Below are 17,349 nucleotides of genomic sequence, written 5' to 3'. Positions count from 1 at the left end.
GACCACTCCCTTTTGCTGACGGTTGTCAAGTGAATACCATCTCAATATATGTACTTCAGATATGGTAACCATTGAATTAAATAACTCTTAGTTGCCCCATCATTCCTTGCCCTTCATGCTCCAGAATGTGGCAGTGAAAAAGTCGGATGCCCAGTTCCATCTGTCTAACTTTGATCAATATTTTTTCATATGGCTGCAAATTTATTGTATCATACAATGCTTTTTCGTTGACTATTTCAATTTTGCCATCGCGTTGGCGCTCCATTATCAAGAATTGAGTTCCATGTAAATGGAAAGGATGATCCATATGTGAATTGTTGAAAATCTCCCAAACTTCAACATCGCCGGCTTTGCTGATCAAATCGATTCTATCCATATCATATCTTTTACCATTCACCAGAAAATTCATCGTGTGTCGACCATTATCCATGGACATGGTTTCGCTAAACTCGACTTTCTTGGTTTGAACTGGTTTGCCTAGATCAGAAATTTCTCGCAATGTCTCAGGAATTTCGGGTGAAGGCCCAGCGACTAAATTTAGAGTGGCTAGTGTGCGCTTGTGCTCTTCTGAAACAGCCCCCATCTTATTGCGATCATAAATCAAGCTTTCCAAGATAGTGTTAGCATGGCTATTATCACCCACTATCACTTCAATTCGTTGGCCTGGCACAAGCAGAATCTCTGTCAATACTTGGGGATATTCCAATAACCCACCATCAGTGCCAACTAGAGTCATACTTTGGCCTGGAATGGCTAACCGGAGATAACGAGCACTACAAGCATTCCAAATCCGCAAGCGCTGACGACCTGCGATAGTTATTTTCGGCCTATAAGCACCGTTGATAAGCACAAATTGACCTTCACGACCATTCATCCAGTCATCAGCTGTATTGTCAGGAATTTGCCCATCAGCTGTAAGTTTTAGATCAGAGATAACTAGATATTGCTCAACAAATTCCGCAAGCGGGTCGGATTTACTACGAACAATCATTAAACCGGCCAACCCTCGATAAACCTGCTCCGGGGTATCCCCATGAGGATGAGGATGGTACCAATAGGTACCTGCAGAATCCATTGGTAGCTTGTATCGGTAAATCCGCTCAGCTCCAGCAGGAACAGCGTCTTGGGGATTACCATCTTGGTTCGGAGGTATAGGTAGACCATGCCAATGAATTGTTGTTGCTTGGGGCAGCTGATTGCGCAGGTGAACTTCAACCATATCGCCCTCATTAACCTCGATTAACGGGCCCGGTAATTGCCCATTATACGCCCATACCTTTGTGCGCACCCCAGCAGCCAATTCGACCTCATGCATTACAGCTGTCAGTTGCGCAGCAAAGGTTTTTGGCTCCGAGCTTGTGTTTTTGAGCATGCTGAGGCTGGGGAGTGGTAACCCTATGGGGAGTGCATTTTCTGGTAAAAGCGCTGCTTCCTTTGCCACTTTCAAACCCGACAATGGCGATAAGCTCATCGTATTCTCTGCTGAAGATACTATGTGCTCTTCTGCGGCTGTAATCCATTTTGGCACTAACGCAACCAACCCTACACCGCTTACCCCCACGATAAACTGGCGTCGATTCATGTGTTTACCTCCGTTAATAATTGGCAGCAGAGAGTTTTTATTTCTGCTGCCAGAGTGCGAGACGTGAATGTTATTTAAAATCGAAACGGAACTGCTCAACTACGTTGCCTGGTAACGCTACCTTTGCTAACGCTTTAGCATCAGAGACTGGCTTGTACTCCCCTTGTGCCATTAATGAGTTACCGCCGGATGGCTGCAGTTTCAACACCTGCTTGTCTTTACCTTTCAGCAGGGTCAACTCACCACTTGCTCCTTGGGTCGCAATGGCTTCCCCATGGTGGCTGGTCAAGTACAGCATAATCATGTTGCCCTCAGTGGATAATTCTGCCCGAACACCGGAAGTGGCTTCAGACATCATGCCGTTATGCATAGGTTTCATTTCGCCATCAGCCATCGCAGCAGTGGAGACCAAAGAGAGCAAGGTTGCAACCAGAACTCGTTTCATAATATTTTCCTTTTATGTTGATTCCCCATATGGGGTGTTTAGAACATATCTTGGTCTGAATCGTCCAATAACTGTTTGAGCGGTTTTTCTCCAAACAGCCAAAACATCAGTGGCGTCAACAGTGAATCCAGCAGCGTTGAGCTGACCAATCCACCAAATATAACTACAGCAACAGGGTGCAGGATTTCCTTGCCAGGTGCATCTGCGGCAAACAGCAAGGGCGTGAGAGCAAGAGCCGCAGTCAGTGCTGTCATAAGCACGGGCGTAAGCCGTTCCAGCGAGCCACGAATAATCATTGATTGGCTAAATGTTTCACCCTCAAACTTACACAAGTTGATGTAATGGCTGACCTTCAGGATTCCGTTTCGCGTTGCGATACCCGTCAGCGTGATAAAACCGACCAGCGAGGCCACCGATAGAGTGATATCAGCCAACCACATGGCAATCACACTCCCAATGAGGGCCATGGGAATATTTCCCATGATCATCGTCGCCAGCGTGATGGACTTATATCGGCTGTAAAGCACCATGAAAATCAATGCCAGTGATACTAAGGACAGCCCCGCAATCAATTTACTGGCCGCCTCCTGAGCCTGGAATTGCCCTTCCAAGCTGATGAAATATCCTTCAGGAAGCGTATTGGCTGCAATGACAGCACGGATCTGCGCAACAATATCAGCCATGTCAGAACCATCGGTGTTAGCAGAGACAACTATCCGACGACGACTGTTTTCCCGGCCAATTTGATTTGGCCCATCACTCTCTTCAATGGTCGCGACCTGGCTTAGCGGAACACTGCCATGAGGGGTATCGATCAGCACGTTGCTCAGACCTTGTTGTGTCCGTGCGCTGTCAGGTAAACGAATCACCAAGTTGAAACGCTTATTGCTGTCGATGATCTGAGCAACCGAGTCCCCTTCCGTGAGTGTCTCCAGTATTTTCAGCAGGGTTCCTGGCGCAACGCCCAAGCTGGCAGCACGATCGTAATCCAGCCTAACTTTCAACTGTGGAATCAGCACCTGCTTTTCCACTTGGAGGTCAGTCACACCAGGGATTTCGGCTAACTGATCCTTCAAAAGTGCAGCTTGACCACGCAGGGTGTCCAGATCATCACCGTAAATCTTGAGTGCAATTTGTGCCCTGACGCCTGACAACAGGTGATCCAACCGGTGCGAAATGGGTTGGCCAACTGTCGTGGTGGCAGGAAGTGGCGCTAGCTGATTGCGAATATCGGCCATCACTTCTTCACGACTACGGTCAGATGGCTTCAAATCAACATCAATTTCACTGGAATGTACCCCCTCAGCATGCTCGTCCAGTTCTGCACGGCCTGTGCGACGACCAACACTTTTTACTTCAGGGACCTGTGCTATGAGGCTCTCCGCCAGGCTTCCCACTCGATTGGCTTCCGTCAATGACGTGCCAGGATTCAACAGCAGGCTGATGGTCAAGGTCCCTTCGTTGAACGTCGGCAAAAACGCTCTGGGCAGCAATGGCACCGTAGTCAGGGTGACCACGAGTAAAATCGTGGCGCCAGCCAAAGCCACTCGAGCATGGTTGAAAGATGCTTGCAGGATGCGTTTATCCCAATGCTTGAGCCAGCTCACCAATTTCGAATCACCATGCTCAATCTGCTTCATCCGTGGCAACAGGAAAAAGCACATTACTGGTGTGACGGTCAGTGCGACCACGAGACTCGCCAGTATCGATGTGATATAGGCGACGCCCAGCGGGGCAAACAGTCGTCCTTCAATGCCGGGCAAGGCAAAAAGTGGCACGAACACCAGTACCACGACGAGCGTTGCCACGACCACGCCTGAACGCACTTCATTGCAAGCACTGGCGATCACCTTGATTGTCTTGATGATCCCGACAGGTTTCTTCTCTTTGAGCCGTCTGAGCACATTCTCGACATCGACCAAAGCATCATCGACCAACTCACCGATCGCAATTGCCAGGCCCCCGAGCGTCATCACATTGACAGACAAACCCAGTGCTTTAAAGATGAGGAACGTCACAGCTAAAGACAGTGGGATGGCAGTCAAGGAGATGAGGGTGGTCCGCATGTTCATCAGGAAGAGGTACAGGATCACCGCCACCATGATGGCGCCATCTCGCAGCGCCTCTTTGACGTTATCAATGGAAGCATCAATGAAGTCGGCCTGACGGAACGAAATCTGCGGTTTGCTGATCCCGGCAGGCAGACTCTTGGTCAAGCTGTCCAGGGCATGTTCGATTTCTGTGCTGAGCTTCACTGAATCGGCATTCGGCTGTTTTTGCACACTGACAATGACGGCAGGCTTGCTGCCAAAGCCTGCATCCCCTCGCTTAAATGCAGGAGCGAATTTCACCTCGGCAACTTGCTTGAGCAAAATAGGCTGACCATTGACATCTTTCACGGCCAGGTTCTGCATATCCTCCAGACGTGTTGTGCGCCCCATGTTGCGGATAAGGTATTCACGTGCGTTGAGTTCGAGGTAGCCGCCACTGGTATTACTGGAAAACCCTTGCAACGCCCCCTCAATGTCGCTGTAACTGACTCTGAGTTGAGCCATCAATGCTGTATTGGGCTCAACCCTGAACTGCCGTACCTCGCCACCAATGGGAATGACTTGGGCAACGCCAGGAATAGACAGCAGGCGTGGACGCAACACAAAATCCACGTATTCCCTGACGGCCATCGGACTCACCTTGTCGGGATCAGCCGGAAACGCAATTAGCATGATTTCGCCCATAACGGACGAGATTGGCCCCATCACAGGACTCACTTCCGGGGGGAGGCTTTCCTTGACCTCAGCCAGACGCTCTGCAACCAGCTGCCGGTTACGGTAGATATCGGATCCCCAGTCAAATTCGGCATAAATAATGGAGAGCCCGACCCCGGAAACGGAGCGGATCCGAGTCACGCCCGGCATACCATTAAGCGACGTCTCCAGAGGGAAGCTGACCAATTGCTCGACTTCTTCCGGAGCCATACCGCCCGCTTCCGTCATGATGGTGATCGTCGGTTTGTTCAAGTCAGGGAACACATCAACCGGCATATGGCTGGCGACTAATCCCCCCCAAACTAGCAAGATCAGTGCAATCGCGCTGACAAATAGCCGATTATTCAGGCTGTGATTCACAATCCAGCTAAACATGTTTCACCTCTTTAGCGGATTTGATTGATCAGGGTCGCACCCTGAGTAACGACACGCGCCTGGGCTGGAGCGCCAAGGACAAGTACAGATTCCCCGTCAAGAGGGGACACCCGTACTGGCATTGCACGAAACAACAGTGCGCTCTCATGCAACCAGACAATGGATTCGTTGGCTGCATTTTTGACGACGCTGCTGGCGGGCACTTTTATACCTTTCATTTGTGCCTTGTTTTGGGTCACGATTTTGACTGGTTGGCCGAGCGCAAGCGGCATTGTTACTTCAGGTTTGAAACGCATTGGCAAGGCGCCATCGCGTAAAGAAAGGGCTCCACCAAGATAGCGTAACGGCTTGCCATTCAAAGTCGCACTGGCAATGTCATTCACCATCGAGGCATCGTAGGCAAGTGCTTCGATTTGCATACCGTCTTCGGCGATGATCTCGAAGATCAGGGTTCCGGCCTCAACCATCTGCCCATTCATTGCATTACTCGTGGCAACCACACCATCAACCGGCGCTCGCAATATTTCCCCCGCAGAGCCAGCGTTCAGGGCAACGACTTTCGCTCTGGCTGTTTTGAGTTGAATCACCGCGGCTTCAATGTCTTTACGTGGCACACTGCCGGTGAGGTCAGCCAGGCGAGTGGCGTCCTGCTCTGCCAAACGCAAGGCACTTTGCGCATCAGAGAGCTCTGCTTGTCGCCGTGAGCTTTCGAACGAATCTGCTGCAGGATGGACTATGGCAAGCGTTTGGCCTTTGTGAACCACGGCACCCAACTGAGGAAATCCAGAGGCGGGCGCCTGGATTTTTCCAGCCCCCGCCGACTGCACCCAACCTCCTTTATTGGGGTCAATCACCACATGCCCACTGAGTTCAAAAGCCTTGGGATAAGATCCCTCCACGGCAATGGTGGTATGAATGGAGAGTCGATGCTGAGCCGACTTGGGTAAAAGTACCCGCCCATCAGGCAAGCGTTGCGGCTTGTCTGCCGATACGGTTGTCTGAGGCATTTCACCATGATCTTCACCGCCATGTGCCCACAGTGGCATCGCGACCATGCACAGCAGAAGGGAGAGCAATTTGGTCGTTTTCATGCTTTAACTCCGGAGGGTCGACGACGAAATAGGTAGGCACCACCACTGAGCAGGAAAGCAACGATCCCCCCTCCTACCCAGTACCACATCTGATTATTGACTGAGCTAACAGGGGCATCAGAATACGGGGGCACAACCAATGTGGCATCCAGCAAGTCGGACGTGTCGCCTGCGAGCACGGTGAAACTGACTGGGTACTTGCCCGGTTTGGTCAAGTCGCTGGCTAATGCCGTATATTCACCAGGATTAACTTGCTTGAATGAGAATAATTGACCGGCATAGTCCATCTCGATCTGAGCGCCATCAACTGGCTTGTTATCTGCGTATCGATCCAGATAAAGAAGCAACTGTGAACCTGACAGTGACAAAACCAGTTCAAAGTCAGGAGAATGGGTTTCAACAAAGGGTTGGCTTTGTGTAGTGGGAGCTGCCACTTTGGAGCCATGATCCTCGTCACCATGTGCATAGACTTGGGCTGACAGGACAATCAGCATCCAAGATGCCAGCATAATTTTGCTTTTCATTAATTAACTCCAGCGGCTTGATTACTGCGCGAGATGGCACGAGCAACTTCAAGTCTTGAGCGGATAAGTAAGGATTGGGATTGCCACTCTTCCTGTAATGTCTTCAGGTACATAGCGAGATCAAATTGGCCTTTTTGGTATCCTTTCTTTACCCAAGCTGATTTCTCTCGAGCAAGCTCCACCTGAATACCTGCATTATCGGCGTTATTTTTGGCCTGTTGTAATTCATTAGCCGCAATACGCTGTTGCATCAGAATTGCTCTGCTTGTTTGTTCTTGATTGATCTTGGCTTGGCTTAACGATGCATTGATTGCGGCCATTTGGGCGCGATTCTGAGTCCCTGTACCCCAGGGAATGGTGACGCCCACTTTGACAGTGCCACTGTAAGGTTCATCGAAGGCATCACGTTCTGAGGTATAAGAAAGCCCGAGCTCTGGTGTACCCAACACTGAGTTGCTCGTTTTTTTCAGTTGCGCGCTCACCGCTCCTGATTCGAGCGCGGCATTTACCAATGCGGGATGTTCAATACTGCCTTGTAGTAATTCTTCAGCCTGATCAGGCAATTCAGCACCGAGGCTAATGAGTTGAAAAGCCTGGATGGCCCGGTCATAGGCCGCAGTAGCCAAAGCCAGTTCCTTTCGGGCATCCAACTCAGCCAGTTTTGCTTGGTTGACCTCTAACGGTGCGACTTCACCTGCTTTGAGCTTTTTTGCAGTGTCAGCCGTTAAACGCTCAAGCAACCGCAGCTTTTTGGTTGCGCTGGCAACCTCTGCCTCACTGAATCTCGTCTCCCACCAAGCTTCTCTCAGCTCGCCAGCCAATTTCCATTTTTCAAACGCTTGTCGCCCCTGAAAGGCGCGTTGCTCGACAACAGCTGCATTGATGGAATTATCCCTTTGCCCTGGGAGCCAAAGAGGAATACCGACACCGACTTCCCATTCGCGACGTCCATGGTTGGTATCAACCTGATCGGTGGTATGCGAAACTTCAAGCTTGGGCGGCTCAGGTGTCCATGACTGGCTGAGCTCAATTTCGGCAAGATGGCTATCAGCCTCTGAACGCCATTTGTTGTTCTGTGCAGACCACGCATGATCCAACACCTGCTGCAAAGAGGCAGCATTTGCACTGGTCAAAAAGAAATAGACCAGAACCAACCCGATTTTCATTTGGTTGAAAGTCGTCATAAAACCATCCTAGATTATGAATAAATATCAATTCATTCCAACGCAATCAGGATAGCAATGCAGGCTCTGCATAGCCGCAGACGCCACAGCACACGAGGGTTAACCTCATGTGTCAGTGCTCTTTTAATAATTGACTGCGCCGGGATCAGGCTAGGCGCATGGGGGGGCGTAGACGCGGAGGGAAATTAAGCGTGGACCATGCTTGATCCACGAAAGGGACAACATCCACGCCCATGCTGGCGTAGAACAAGGCTCTTGATGAGTCGATTAACGCGTAAATACTGACACCGCAATGGCTGCTTGACGCGTTGGCCAAGTCGAGAGCGCAATGATCATGATACTTGTCTTGAGGAGAGACAGCATGCTCTGCCACATTTTCATGATGTCCGGAGTGAACGTTGCCATGCAATTCAAAAGACTCTCCTGCCGTAGCCACTTTGATGACTACAACAAGCGCAAGGAGCACTCGGAGATACTTTTGCAGCAAGGACACAGGTTCAACTCGAAAATTAGACGTTTTTCATATTACGATGAAGCATCCCAAAGATGCAACTCAAAGACACTTTCAGCATCGAGAGTTCCCCACTCATCACACTCCGCGCAACCAGTCGCTTCATCACCAGCGACAGTAGGCTCATCCACACCAATCCCTCGGCGATGGCTTTCTCCCCCGTCACAAATCCCTTGAGCCGGTTGTGCGATTTCCACTCTTTAAATAACAACTCCACCTGCCAACGGCAGCGATACAGGCACATCACCTGCTCTGCTGACCATGCCGATCGCGGCAGGTTCGTCATCTACAGACAGGACCGCTTTCCTCGGCAAACCAGCGCCGGATCAACCAGTACTTGACCTGGCCAGACTTCACCACCGTATCCAGTACCTCGGCCCGACAACGTCGTCGCCCGACTTCTTTCAGTGACAGTCCCACCAGCTTAGGCACTTCCCGTCCATCACCGCGCCAGGCTTGGATAATCTTGGGGTTTAGGCTTTTCGTGCCTCGCACCAGATAAAATCCGCCGGCTTCATTCACCTGCCCAAACCAAGCCCTGTCAATGTAACCTGCGTCAGCCAGCAGCAGGCAGTTGGTCAGCGTGTGGGCCTTGGGCAGAGATTTCCGTTCCCCTGCGGTATCGGCAGACACACTCATGCACAGCGGGCTCTGCTCCGACAAAGACATGGTCATATGGCACTCGATAACCGCCGGACTGATGGTCTTGAACCGGCCGGGAAAGTCAGCAGCCAGGCGTCGGTGCACCGCAAAGGAGGTGCCATCGTGCAATAACACCTGTTTGAACGCGCCGAGTGCCACGGCCATCTGGATCTGGGGAAGTCAGGCTGATTTAGGCAACAACGCCACATCCAGGTACAAAGCTACGACCATTAAAATACCATCCTCAATACAGATTCATGACAAGGTTTGCTTGATGGCATATAAAGGGGGAATTGCCATATTATGGCAATTTTTATCAGAGATTTTTCCAAGTTTTGGCATACCTATGTCTTTGATTTAATCATGTACACAAACCCTATTCATTAAAAAATAAAATGTTAAAAAACAATTTGTTAACTTAATTAGACTACTATCTCAAGGTCAAAAATCCGTGCCATAATATGGCAATGAGCATTTGGCGCTGCCATATTTTGGCAGACACTCCCATATGCCCCCCTTACTGGACCTACTTATCACACAGATAACGCATAAAACCCATTAAATATGAGGAGGAAGTGACTATAAATTCAATTTCTTTCACATTCATACTCATCTCCGAGCCTTGTCCAACGATAGTACAATGGGATACCATTAATTATAACCAGGCACCCTTGATGGATGCCAATTGACTCCAATTACATTAAATTCTTTGTTATGCATATTATGAGTCTTCGCCGCCATCCCTAGCGATGCTAAAAAACATATCTTTTCTTTCTATTCATCATTTACATCTCAATCTACACCTGTATTTCAGGGTAAGATGTTTTCTATATAGCGTGCCACATTAAAAATACTAATATTTAGTGATAGTCTATGCCGCCTTATTTAGCATAACCATGTAGTGATATATTTAATTTAATCATTTGATTAAGGTACGCGATAATATTTATATTTCATTGGCTGTGTGATAAAACAAAAAGCCTTTTTTAACCCTGAATTAAATATGAATAGACCAGGACCTGAACATCGAAAATAAATACTGCACTCATCAATGCTGTATTCCGGTGATCACCTTATCCAGACCTGTTCAACTTGGCAACTCTGTAGTAAACCAATCGAGTGGACTGACCCCAGCATCCTAGTTCTGGGGAACCGCAGCTCCATTCGATATAGAGAAACGGGCGTTGTTGCCCAAATCGATGCAGCTTGAATGGAACTAACTGAGGACTCGGTGATCTGATCACCACCATCCTCTTCAAGTCTGCATCATGGGCACATAGCTTCATCCCATCACCAACTGGCCTAAATACAACAAGTCTTTGATTATCCGTGGTTCACTCACCTTCTGGGTTGATGCCGAGGCCATGAGCAACTGGTTTCACCACGACCATCATGGGCGGCGGGGCCGCAGCCCGCTTTACACTGACCAGACCATCTGTACCTTCCTGATGCTCAAGGGGATTTTCAACCTCACCCTGCGGGCCACTCAGGAACTACTCGATTCTCTGTTCGAGTTGATGAATGTGCCGTTGTGCGCACCGGACTATAGCTGTGTCAGCAAGCGGGCCCGCACGGTGACAGTGGCCTATCGGCAGCCCGGCAAGGGGCGCATCACCGACTTGGTTATCGACTCGACTGGCCTGAAGGTGTTTGGTGAAGGCGAGTGGAAGGTCAGAAAACACGGCGCGGAGAAGCGGCGAGTCTGGCGCAAGTTGCATCTGGCAGTCGACCCGGCCACCCACGATATCGTGGCGGCGGAGGTCTCGCTGGAAAATGTCCATGATGCCGAGGTGTTGCCGACCTTGCTCAATCCACTGCGGCGCAAGCTGGGACATGTTTATGCGGATGGTGCCTATGACAGCAAAGCCAGCCGTCAGCTGATAGCGCACAAAGGGGCGACAGCCTGTATCCCGCCTCGTAAGAGCGCGGGGTTATGGGAAAAGGGGCATCCCAGAAATGACGCTGTGCTTGTGATACGCAAGGAAGGGCTGGCGCACTGGAAGAAGATATCGGGGAATCACCGTCGCTCGCTGGCAGAGACGGCGATGTATCGGTTCAAGCCGTTGCTGACGGGGAAAATCAGTCTGCTTAACTACAACGGCCAAGTGGGAGAAGTCATGGCGTATGTGAGCGCCATAAACAAGCTGAATACCCTTGGCCTACCTGTCAGAAAGCCCCGAGTGTAGTGGTCACCCAGGACTGGGGAAGCATGACTTGATGGCTGATTTGGGAAACAACGCCGGTTCAAGCTGTTGCTGACAGGGAAAATCAGTCTGCGTAACTACAACGGCCAAGTGGGAGAAGTCATGGCGTATGTTAGCACCATAAACAAACTTAATACCCTTGGCCTACCTGTCAGAAAGCCCCGAGTGTAGTGGTCACCCAGGACTGGGGAAGTCATGACTTGATCGCTGATTTGGGAAACAACGCCCTTCTAAACACATCCAAGACACCCAACTGAGCACCATTATCATTGAATTTTATATATCATGACCATGAGCCATATTGATACACGACCATTTTCATTGCTTTTATAATATACAAAAACAGTTTTAAAGTTCATTTTTATAGTATGAACATGGCGACTTGTTTTTCTATATCATAAAAGCAAGCCATCTAAAAACGGAGCAAATTGACACATTCACCAATGATGTTTAACCTCCTAAAAAACAGGAGGCTATATGAACAAGAATGAACCAGCACTAATAAAAACCAAAGCACTATTAAACAAACTTGGCATATCTAGATCGACTCTGTACAGGTGGATTAAAGAACACAAGTTTCCACCGCCACACAATAAAGGCTTTTATTCTGCCGCAGAGGTCAACAGTTGGATATCAAGGGAAAACCGCTCATCTTAGATGATGAATTATACCGCTATTTTATGACTCCATAATATTTACATTTCCTGAATGGATTTCACTGCCTCCATTAATTTTTTATCCCATAACTCATATGCCTCACGTTGCTCATTGGTCCAATCATGAAGATTGTAAATAGCCATGACACCAGCCATCCTGTGACCAAGCATTTTCTCGGTTACCTGTGGCATGATGCGCTCCTCCGATAAACGCGTACTCAGCGTCCGACGCATGTCGTGCATACGCCAATACGGAAGATCCAGTTTATCTCGCACCCGCTCTGCTAGCTGGATCAGGGACGCACTGCTCAATGACTGCTTTGGATTCACCGGCGAGCGACATACTGGCCCCCCCTTTAGCCGAGATTTCGCCGCCGCTTCTTGCAGCAACATCATCACCCGGGTAGGAATAGGCCGACGTATTGGTGATCCACTTTTGGCACGAGCAGCGGGAACCGTCCAAATTTGCTCCTCCAGATTAAACTCACTCCACTGCGCCCCCAATGCCTCGCCACTGCGACAGCCCAGCAGGATCACCAGTTTGGCGGCCAATTTTAATCCGCGGCTGGCCCTGCTCTGTTCAAATGCAATCCAAATCTGAGCGAGTTCACGCATGGTCAGCACACGAGTACCTCTCTCAGGTTGAGATCCAACATCTTCGGTGCGTAATTGCAACACCGGGGAGCCGCCAATGAGATTTCTCCGAATACAAAAACTAAGAATGGACTTTAATCTGCGTAATAAATGACCGGCATTTTTGGGCTTTTTCTTGCCAATTTTATCAAACCACTCCAGCCAGCTGGAAAACGGGATCTGTTCAACCGGAATACCAATAAACAGAGGTTCGAAATAGCGCTGCATGGTATGCTCATAGAGCATGACCGTACGAGGCCGCAGCTTGGGCAGATGGTGCTCACGAAAATGCTCGCAGCACTGTTTCAGTGTGACATCATGCTTCTGGTGGAGCTTATCCCAGAAAACTCTAGGGTGTTCATTACGCTCCAGCGCACCACGGATAGCAGGGATCAATGCCCTGGCATCAGCGAGTTTAAGGTCGGGATAGCGTCCAATTTTGAGTCTCGCCGCTTTTCCTTGCCAGCGATAGCGATATTGCCATGAGATGGTGCCACGCTCGGTGACCCGAGCTGACAATCCATCACGATCTGACAATTCCGTCTTACCAAAGTAGGGCTTACCATACAGGGCACGTAGCTTCGCATCAGTAAGTGGCATATGACTCTCCTGTGATTGGCCATCTGATTTTTCACTGACACATTAACGCGCCCTGACGTGTACACAGATACGTACCAAACTGGTCTGAAACGGACTGAATCAAGATCAGACAAAGTGAGACAATCTGAGATAACACTCCGTATAACGACTTGTTTTTCAAGCATATAAACACAATTCAGAACCACGAAATGAGCCAGCAGACAAAGCCTACCTTCTATTTCCACGACTACGAGACCTTCGGCATCAGCCCGGCGAAGGACAGGCCGGCGCAGTTCGCGGGCATTCGCACCGACGCCCATTTCAACGTCATCGGGGAGCCCCTGGTCATCTATTGCAAGCCGCCCTCGGATTATCTGCCGGACCCCGAAGCCTGCCTCATCACCGGTATCACGCCGCAGAAGGCGATGAAGGACGGATTGTGCGAGGCGGACTTCATCCGCCAGATCCACGGGGAGTTCGCCACCGCTGGCACCTGCGTGCTGGGCTACAACAGCATCCGCTTCGATGACGAGGTGACCCGCTACACCCTGTATCGCAACTTCTACGACCCCTATGCCTACGCCTGGCAGAACGGCAACTCCCGCTGGGACATCCTCGACATGCTGCGGGCCTGCTACGCCCTGCGCCCCGAAGGGATAGAGTGGGCCTTTGACGAGGAGGGCAAGCCGAGCTTCCGACTGGAAAAACTGACGGTGGCCAACGGCGTGACCCACGCCAACGCCCACGATGCGCTCTCCGACGTGCTGGCCACCATAGAGATGGCCAAACTGGTGAAGAAGGCCCAGCCCAAGCTGTTCGGCTATCTCTTTGAGCTGCGCAACAAGAACAAGGTGAAGGCCCTCATCGACGTGGTGACCATGAAGCCCCTGGTGCACGTCTCCGGCATGTTCTCCCCCTGGCAGGGGTGCGCGAGCTGGGTGTCGCCGCTCGCCTGGCACCCGAGCAACCAGAACGCGGTGATCATGGTGGATCTGACCCGCGACCCCACCCCCCTCATCGAGCTCACCAGCGAGGAGATCAGGGAACGCCTCTACACCAGGAAAGAGGAGCTGGGAGATCTGGCGGCCATTCCGGTGAAACTGGTACACATCAACAAGTGCCCGGTGCTGGCCCCGGCCGCCACCCTGACGGCGGAGCGCGCCGACGAGCTGGGCATCGATCGGGAACAGTGCCGCAAGAGCCTGGATCTGCTGCGCGCCCACCCCGAGGTGCGGGAAAAACTGGTGGAGGTGTTCAACCAGGAGTTTGCAGGCCAGAGCGATGCGGATCCCGATACCCAGCTCTACGCCGGCTTCTTCGGCCACGGCGACAAATCCACCATGGATCTGGTGCGCGCCACCCCGGCGGATCTGCTGGGGGAGCGGGAGTTTGCCTTCACGGATCCACGGCTGCCGGAAATGCTTTTCCGCTACCGCGCCCGCAACTGGCCCCACACCCTCAGCGAGGCGGAGCAGAAGCGCTGGCGCCTGCACTGCAGCGACTACTTCAGCCGCCGCCTGCCGGACTATGTGCCCCGCCTGGAAGCCCTGGCCGAACAGAATCAGGGGAACGAACGGAACTTCGCGATTCTAAAGAGTCTCTACCGCTATCTGGAAGATCTGTGAGATGTGAGCCGATTCACAGTTAAATCCCTGTGCCGACCCCGCGGGCGAGACATAATGAGCACGGGGCCCAAGCTCCTGATAGTTTGATAATTACGATGCGCTACCGGCATGGATGCCGTGCTCTCGACCGTTGGGGATCTCTCGTCTTATGCGTTCAGCTCTGCCTGCTTTGACACTCGTCGCCTGTGCCTTGCTGCCCTCGGCCGCCCTGGCCGGCGTGCGTTTCGAGGTGCCGGACTACCTGCTGCGCCTGCCGGAGCAGACCTATCGGCTGATCGAGCGCAACTTCAATACCCTCTACCAGCAGACCGACTTCACGCCCCAGATCACCAACAGCTACTTCAACCACTCGGATCTCTACCGCTTCGCCGGCATCCCTCTCGCCATCACGCCGCAGAACGGCTTCCAGATGGAGGTGTTCGGCCAGCTCTACAACAAGTCGTCGCAGATCTATGCCCAGATGAGCCAGGATCTCTCCCTCTATCGCACCCTGCGGGTCGACATGATGGGGGATCAGAGCGACGAGATCGCCATCGGCATGGGGCTCGGCATTCCCCTCAGCAACCGCCTGACCGTCAAGGCGCTCGCCTCCAGCAACGAGATCCCGGGCTATGGCTCCGCCAACTACGCCATCGGCGTGGAGTGGCACTTCTAGGGATCAGCGCCCCTTCCGGCAAAAAGGCTCCCTTGGGAGCCTTTTTCATGCCTGTCCCGGCCCTTGACCGGGATCAGCCGTAGCGGATCACTCGCCCCTGGCCCCCCTGCAGCACCAGCCCCTCTGCCTGGGGAGCGTCATCCCAGAAATCCACTCCCCCCGGCGGCAGCGCGACCCGTGTGGCTTGTTCACCCCAGTTGAACAGGCAGAGCAGCTCGCCGCTCCCGGGCAGCGCCACCCGCCCGCGCGCAAAGCCCATGTCGTCGAAGCGGGCCGCCGGGGCACGTCCCTCGCACAGGGCCAGCAGCTTGCCAAGGTGCGCTCCCTGCGCGTCGTCCAGATCCTGCAGCCTGTCTCCCGCGAGCACCATGCCGCCGCTCGCCACCAGGGCGGCCAAGTGGAAGTCGTACTCCGCGCGGCTGGCGTGCTGGCCCGGGATATTCCGCAGGCAGACACAGTCGGGATCCAGCGCCCAGAGCCGGTCGTTCTGCCAGGCGCGGCAGAAGGCTTCCCGCGCTATCTGGCGAAAACGGGGGCCCTGGCGCTCCACGTCGTCGCTCACCCGCATGCCGTGCACCAGGCCGAGACTGGGCCACAGCGGCGCATTGCAACCGAGCAGGAAGACCCCCTCCCCGGCGCCGCGCAGGATGGCGGCCATGCCACGGCGATAGGCCTCCACCCGGGTGGCGTCAGGGTCGTGGAAGCGGCCGCCGTGAATGGCGCCCCAGAAGTTCGCGTCCAGCTTGAAGTAGTTGATGCCCCACTGCTCGCGCAGGGTGTGGAACAACTGCTCCAGGTGGGCCTGCACCTCGGGATGGGTGCCGTCCAGCACGTACCAGGGGGTGCAGCGCCAGCCGCCGTAGGTGACCCGCTCGGAGGGGAGCGGCAGGCCGTCTTCCCCTTTCACGAACCACTCCGGGTGCTGCTGAAACACCCGGGAGCCGGGCTCTGCGATGAAGGGGGCGACCCAGAGCGCGGGCTCGCAGCCGGCGGCGCGGATCTCCTGTGCCAGCGCGGCCACCCCCTGCTCGAACTTGGCGGAAGGGGTGAGCCAGTCCCCCATCCTGGCCTGATAGCCGTCGTCGATCTGCACGTAACGCAGCTCGGGAAAGCGGCTGGCTCGTGTCCCCAGGTTCTCGCGAATGTCGTCCGCGCTCACTTGGGCATAGTAGTGATACCAGGAGCACCAGCCGCTAGGGCGCGCCTTGACCCCGCAGACGAGAGTCCCGTGTTCGGCCTCGATATAGTCCGCCAACGCCGCGAGCAGGGCCTCCCTGTCCGGCCCCTCCAGGCAGATCAGCGCCTCGCTCTGCCAGTGCTGCCCGGCGGGCAAGGCGCGCCCCTCGGCGTTCATCACTATTTCGAGGCACCCGTCCGGGTAGAGGCGAAACTCGCCGCCAAAGCGTTGGCAGCTTGCGAACGCCAGCAGCAGCCAGCCCCCTTCCTGCGCCACCAGCAGCAGGTTGTGGACGGTGTGATAGCCGTCGTCGTCGGTGATGCGGTAGACAGAGGCGTCCGGGCAGCGCCCCACCGGCTCGGGGGCCTGCCAGCTACCCATGGTCTGGGCCAGCATCTGGAACCCCTCCCCGTAGATGGCCGAGGCGGGATCGATGCCGAGATCCCCCTCGAACAGCCGCCACCGGTGCACCGACTCCGCGGTGCTGCCCGTATTGTCGAGCCTCACCCGGCACAGAGGGCCCTCCCACTGGCGGGTCTGTAACAGCCGGGATGGCAGGGCGGGATCGGCGGGCAGCTGGCGCAGCCTGGCCAGAAGAGAGGGGTACGACATGGGATCTCCTGCTTGTGGATGGGGACTATGCGGGGGCCATTGTATCCCCTGCGGGTCAGTTGACCCTGTTCCATGCCCCCCGCGCCTGT

Annotated in this window: 12 protein-coding genes and 2 pseudogenes; 5 read left to right on the top strand and 9 right to left on the bottom strand. The window is 53.2% G+C overall.

From position 1 onward, the window contains the following. Positions 1–76 precede the first annotated feature (76 nt). The 7 genes and pseudogenes from I6L39_RS14980 to I6L39_RS14950 all read right to left on the bottom strand — a co-directional run. On the bottom strand, positions 77–1,582 hold the full coding sequence (locus I6L39_RS14980; protein WP_216990093.1) for a multicopper oxidase family protein: 1,506 nt from the start codon (positions 1,580–1,582) through the stop codon (positions 77–79). 70 nt (positions 1,583–1,652) lie between these two features. Next, complete coding sequence (locus tag I6L39_RS14975; RefSeq protein ID WP_052815131.1) at positions 1,653–2,027, bottom strand: hypothetical protein; 375 nt, start codon at positions 2,025–2,027, stop codon at positions 1,653–1,655. Positions 2,028–2,065: 38 nt separating this feature from the next. Next, positions 2,066–5,167 carry an efflux RND transporter permease subunit gene (locus I6L39_RS14970; protein WP_052815132.1) on the bottom strand — a complete coding sequence of 1,034 codons (3,102 nt, stop codon included), beginning with the start codon at positions 5,165–5,167 and terminating at the stop codon, positions 2,066–2,068. Positions 5,168–5,178: 11 nt separating this feature from the next. Further along, the gene (locus I6L39_RS14965) at positions 5,179–6,258 is read right to left on the bottom strand and encodes an efflux RND transporter periplasmic adaptor subunit (RefSeq protein ID WP_052815133.1); all 1,080 of its coding nucleotides are present in this window, start codon (positions 6,256–6,258) and stop codon (positions 5,179–5,181) included. Beyond that, a complete protein-coding gene (locus tag I6L39_RS14960) occupies positions 6,255–6,782 on the bottom strand; it encodes a hypothetical protein (RefSeq protein WP_052815134.1) in 528 nt (175 codons plus the stop codon). Before I6L39_RS14960 ends, I6L39_RS14965 begins: the two co-directional genes overlap by 4 nt. Continuing rightward, entirely contained in the window at positions 6,782–7,966 is a 1,185-nt protein-coding gene (locus I6L39_RS14955; RefSeq protein ID WP_216990092.1) for a TolC family protein, read from the bottom strand. The genes I6L39_RS14960 and I6L39_RS14955 overlap by 1 nt, the downstream gene beginning before the upstream one ends. Before the next feature lie 563 nt (positions 7,967–8,529). After that, positions 8,530–9,275, bottom strand: a pseudogene (locus tag I6L39_RS14950) (IS4 family transposase); the annotation flags it as partial. A 1,133-nt stretch (positions 9,276–10,408) separates the two neighbouring features. Here I6L39_RS14950 and I6L39_RS14945 point away from each other — a divergent pair. The 3 genes and pseudogenes from I6L39_RS14945 to I6L39_RS20390 all read left to right on the top strand — a co-directional run bounded on the left by I6L39_RS14945 (position 10,409) and on the right by I6L39_RS20390 (position 11,980). Continuing rightward, a complete protein-coding gene (locus I6L39_RS14945; RefSeq protein ID WP_216991812.1) occupies positions 10,409–11,305 on the top strand; it encodes an IS5 family transposase in 897 nt (298 codons plus the stop codon). Positions 11,306–11,359: 54 nt separating this feature from the next. After that, positions 11,360–11,494, top strand: a pseudogene (locus I6L39_RS14940) (IS5/IS1182 family transposase); the annotation flags it as partial. A gap of 306 nt (positions 11,495–11,800) precedes the next feature. Next, a complete protein-coding gene (locus tag I6L39_RS20390; protein WP_216990091.1) occupies positions 11,801–11,980 on the top strand; it encodes an AlpA family transcriptional regulator in 180 nt (59 codons plus the stop codon). 38 nt (positions 11,981–12,018) lie between these two features. On the opposite strand, the gene I6L39_RS14930 is transcribed toward I6L39_RS20390, so the two are convergent. Further along, entirely contained in the window at positions 12,019–13,212 is a 1,194-nt protein-coding gene (locus I6L39_RS14930) for a site-specific integrase (protein WP_042863736.1), read from the bottom strand. A 188-nt stretch (positions 13,213–13,400) separates the two neighbouring features. Here I6L39_RS14930 and sbcB point away from each other — a divergent pair, with 188 nt between their 5' ends. Next, positions 13,401–14,816 (top strand): exodeoxyribonuclease I, encoded by a 1,416-nt coding sequence (gene sbcB, locus I6L39_RS14925; protein ID WP_216990090.1) that lies wholly within the window; start codon positions 13,401–13,403, stop codon positions 14,814–14,816. A gap of 148 nt (positions 14,817–14,964) precedes the next feature. Then, positions 14,965–15,471: a hypothetical protein gene (locus I6L39_RS14920; RefSeq protein ID WP_042075388.1), complete on the top strand. Its 507-nt coding sequence runs from the start codon at positions 14,965–14,967 to the stop codon at positions 15,469–15,471. A gap of 73 nt (positions 15,472–15,544) precedes the next feature. On the opposite strand, the gene I6L39_RS14915 is transcribed toward I6L39_RS14920, so the two are convergent. Then, positions 15,545–17,260, bottom strand: a complete 1,716-nt coding sequence (locus I6L39_RS14915) for a glycoside hydrolase family 36 protein (protein ID WP_216990089.1) — start codon at positions 17,258–17,260, stop codon at positions 15,545–15,547. Positions 17,261–17,349 lie beyond the last annotated feature (89 nt).

The sequence above is a fragment of the Aeromonas sp. FDAARGOS 1409 genome, assembly GCF_019048705.1.
In the GTDB taxonomy this organism is placed as follows: Bacteria; Pseudomonadota; Gammaproteobacteria; order Enterobacterales; family Aeromonadaceae; genus Aeromonas; species Aeromonas sanarellii.
This window is presented reverse-complemented; position numbering and strand designations above follow the sequence as displayed.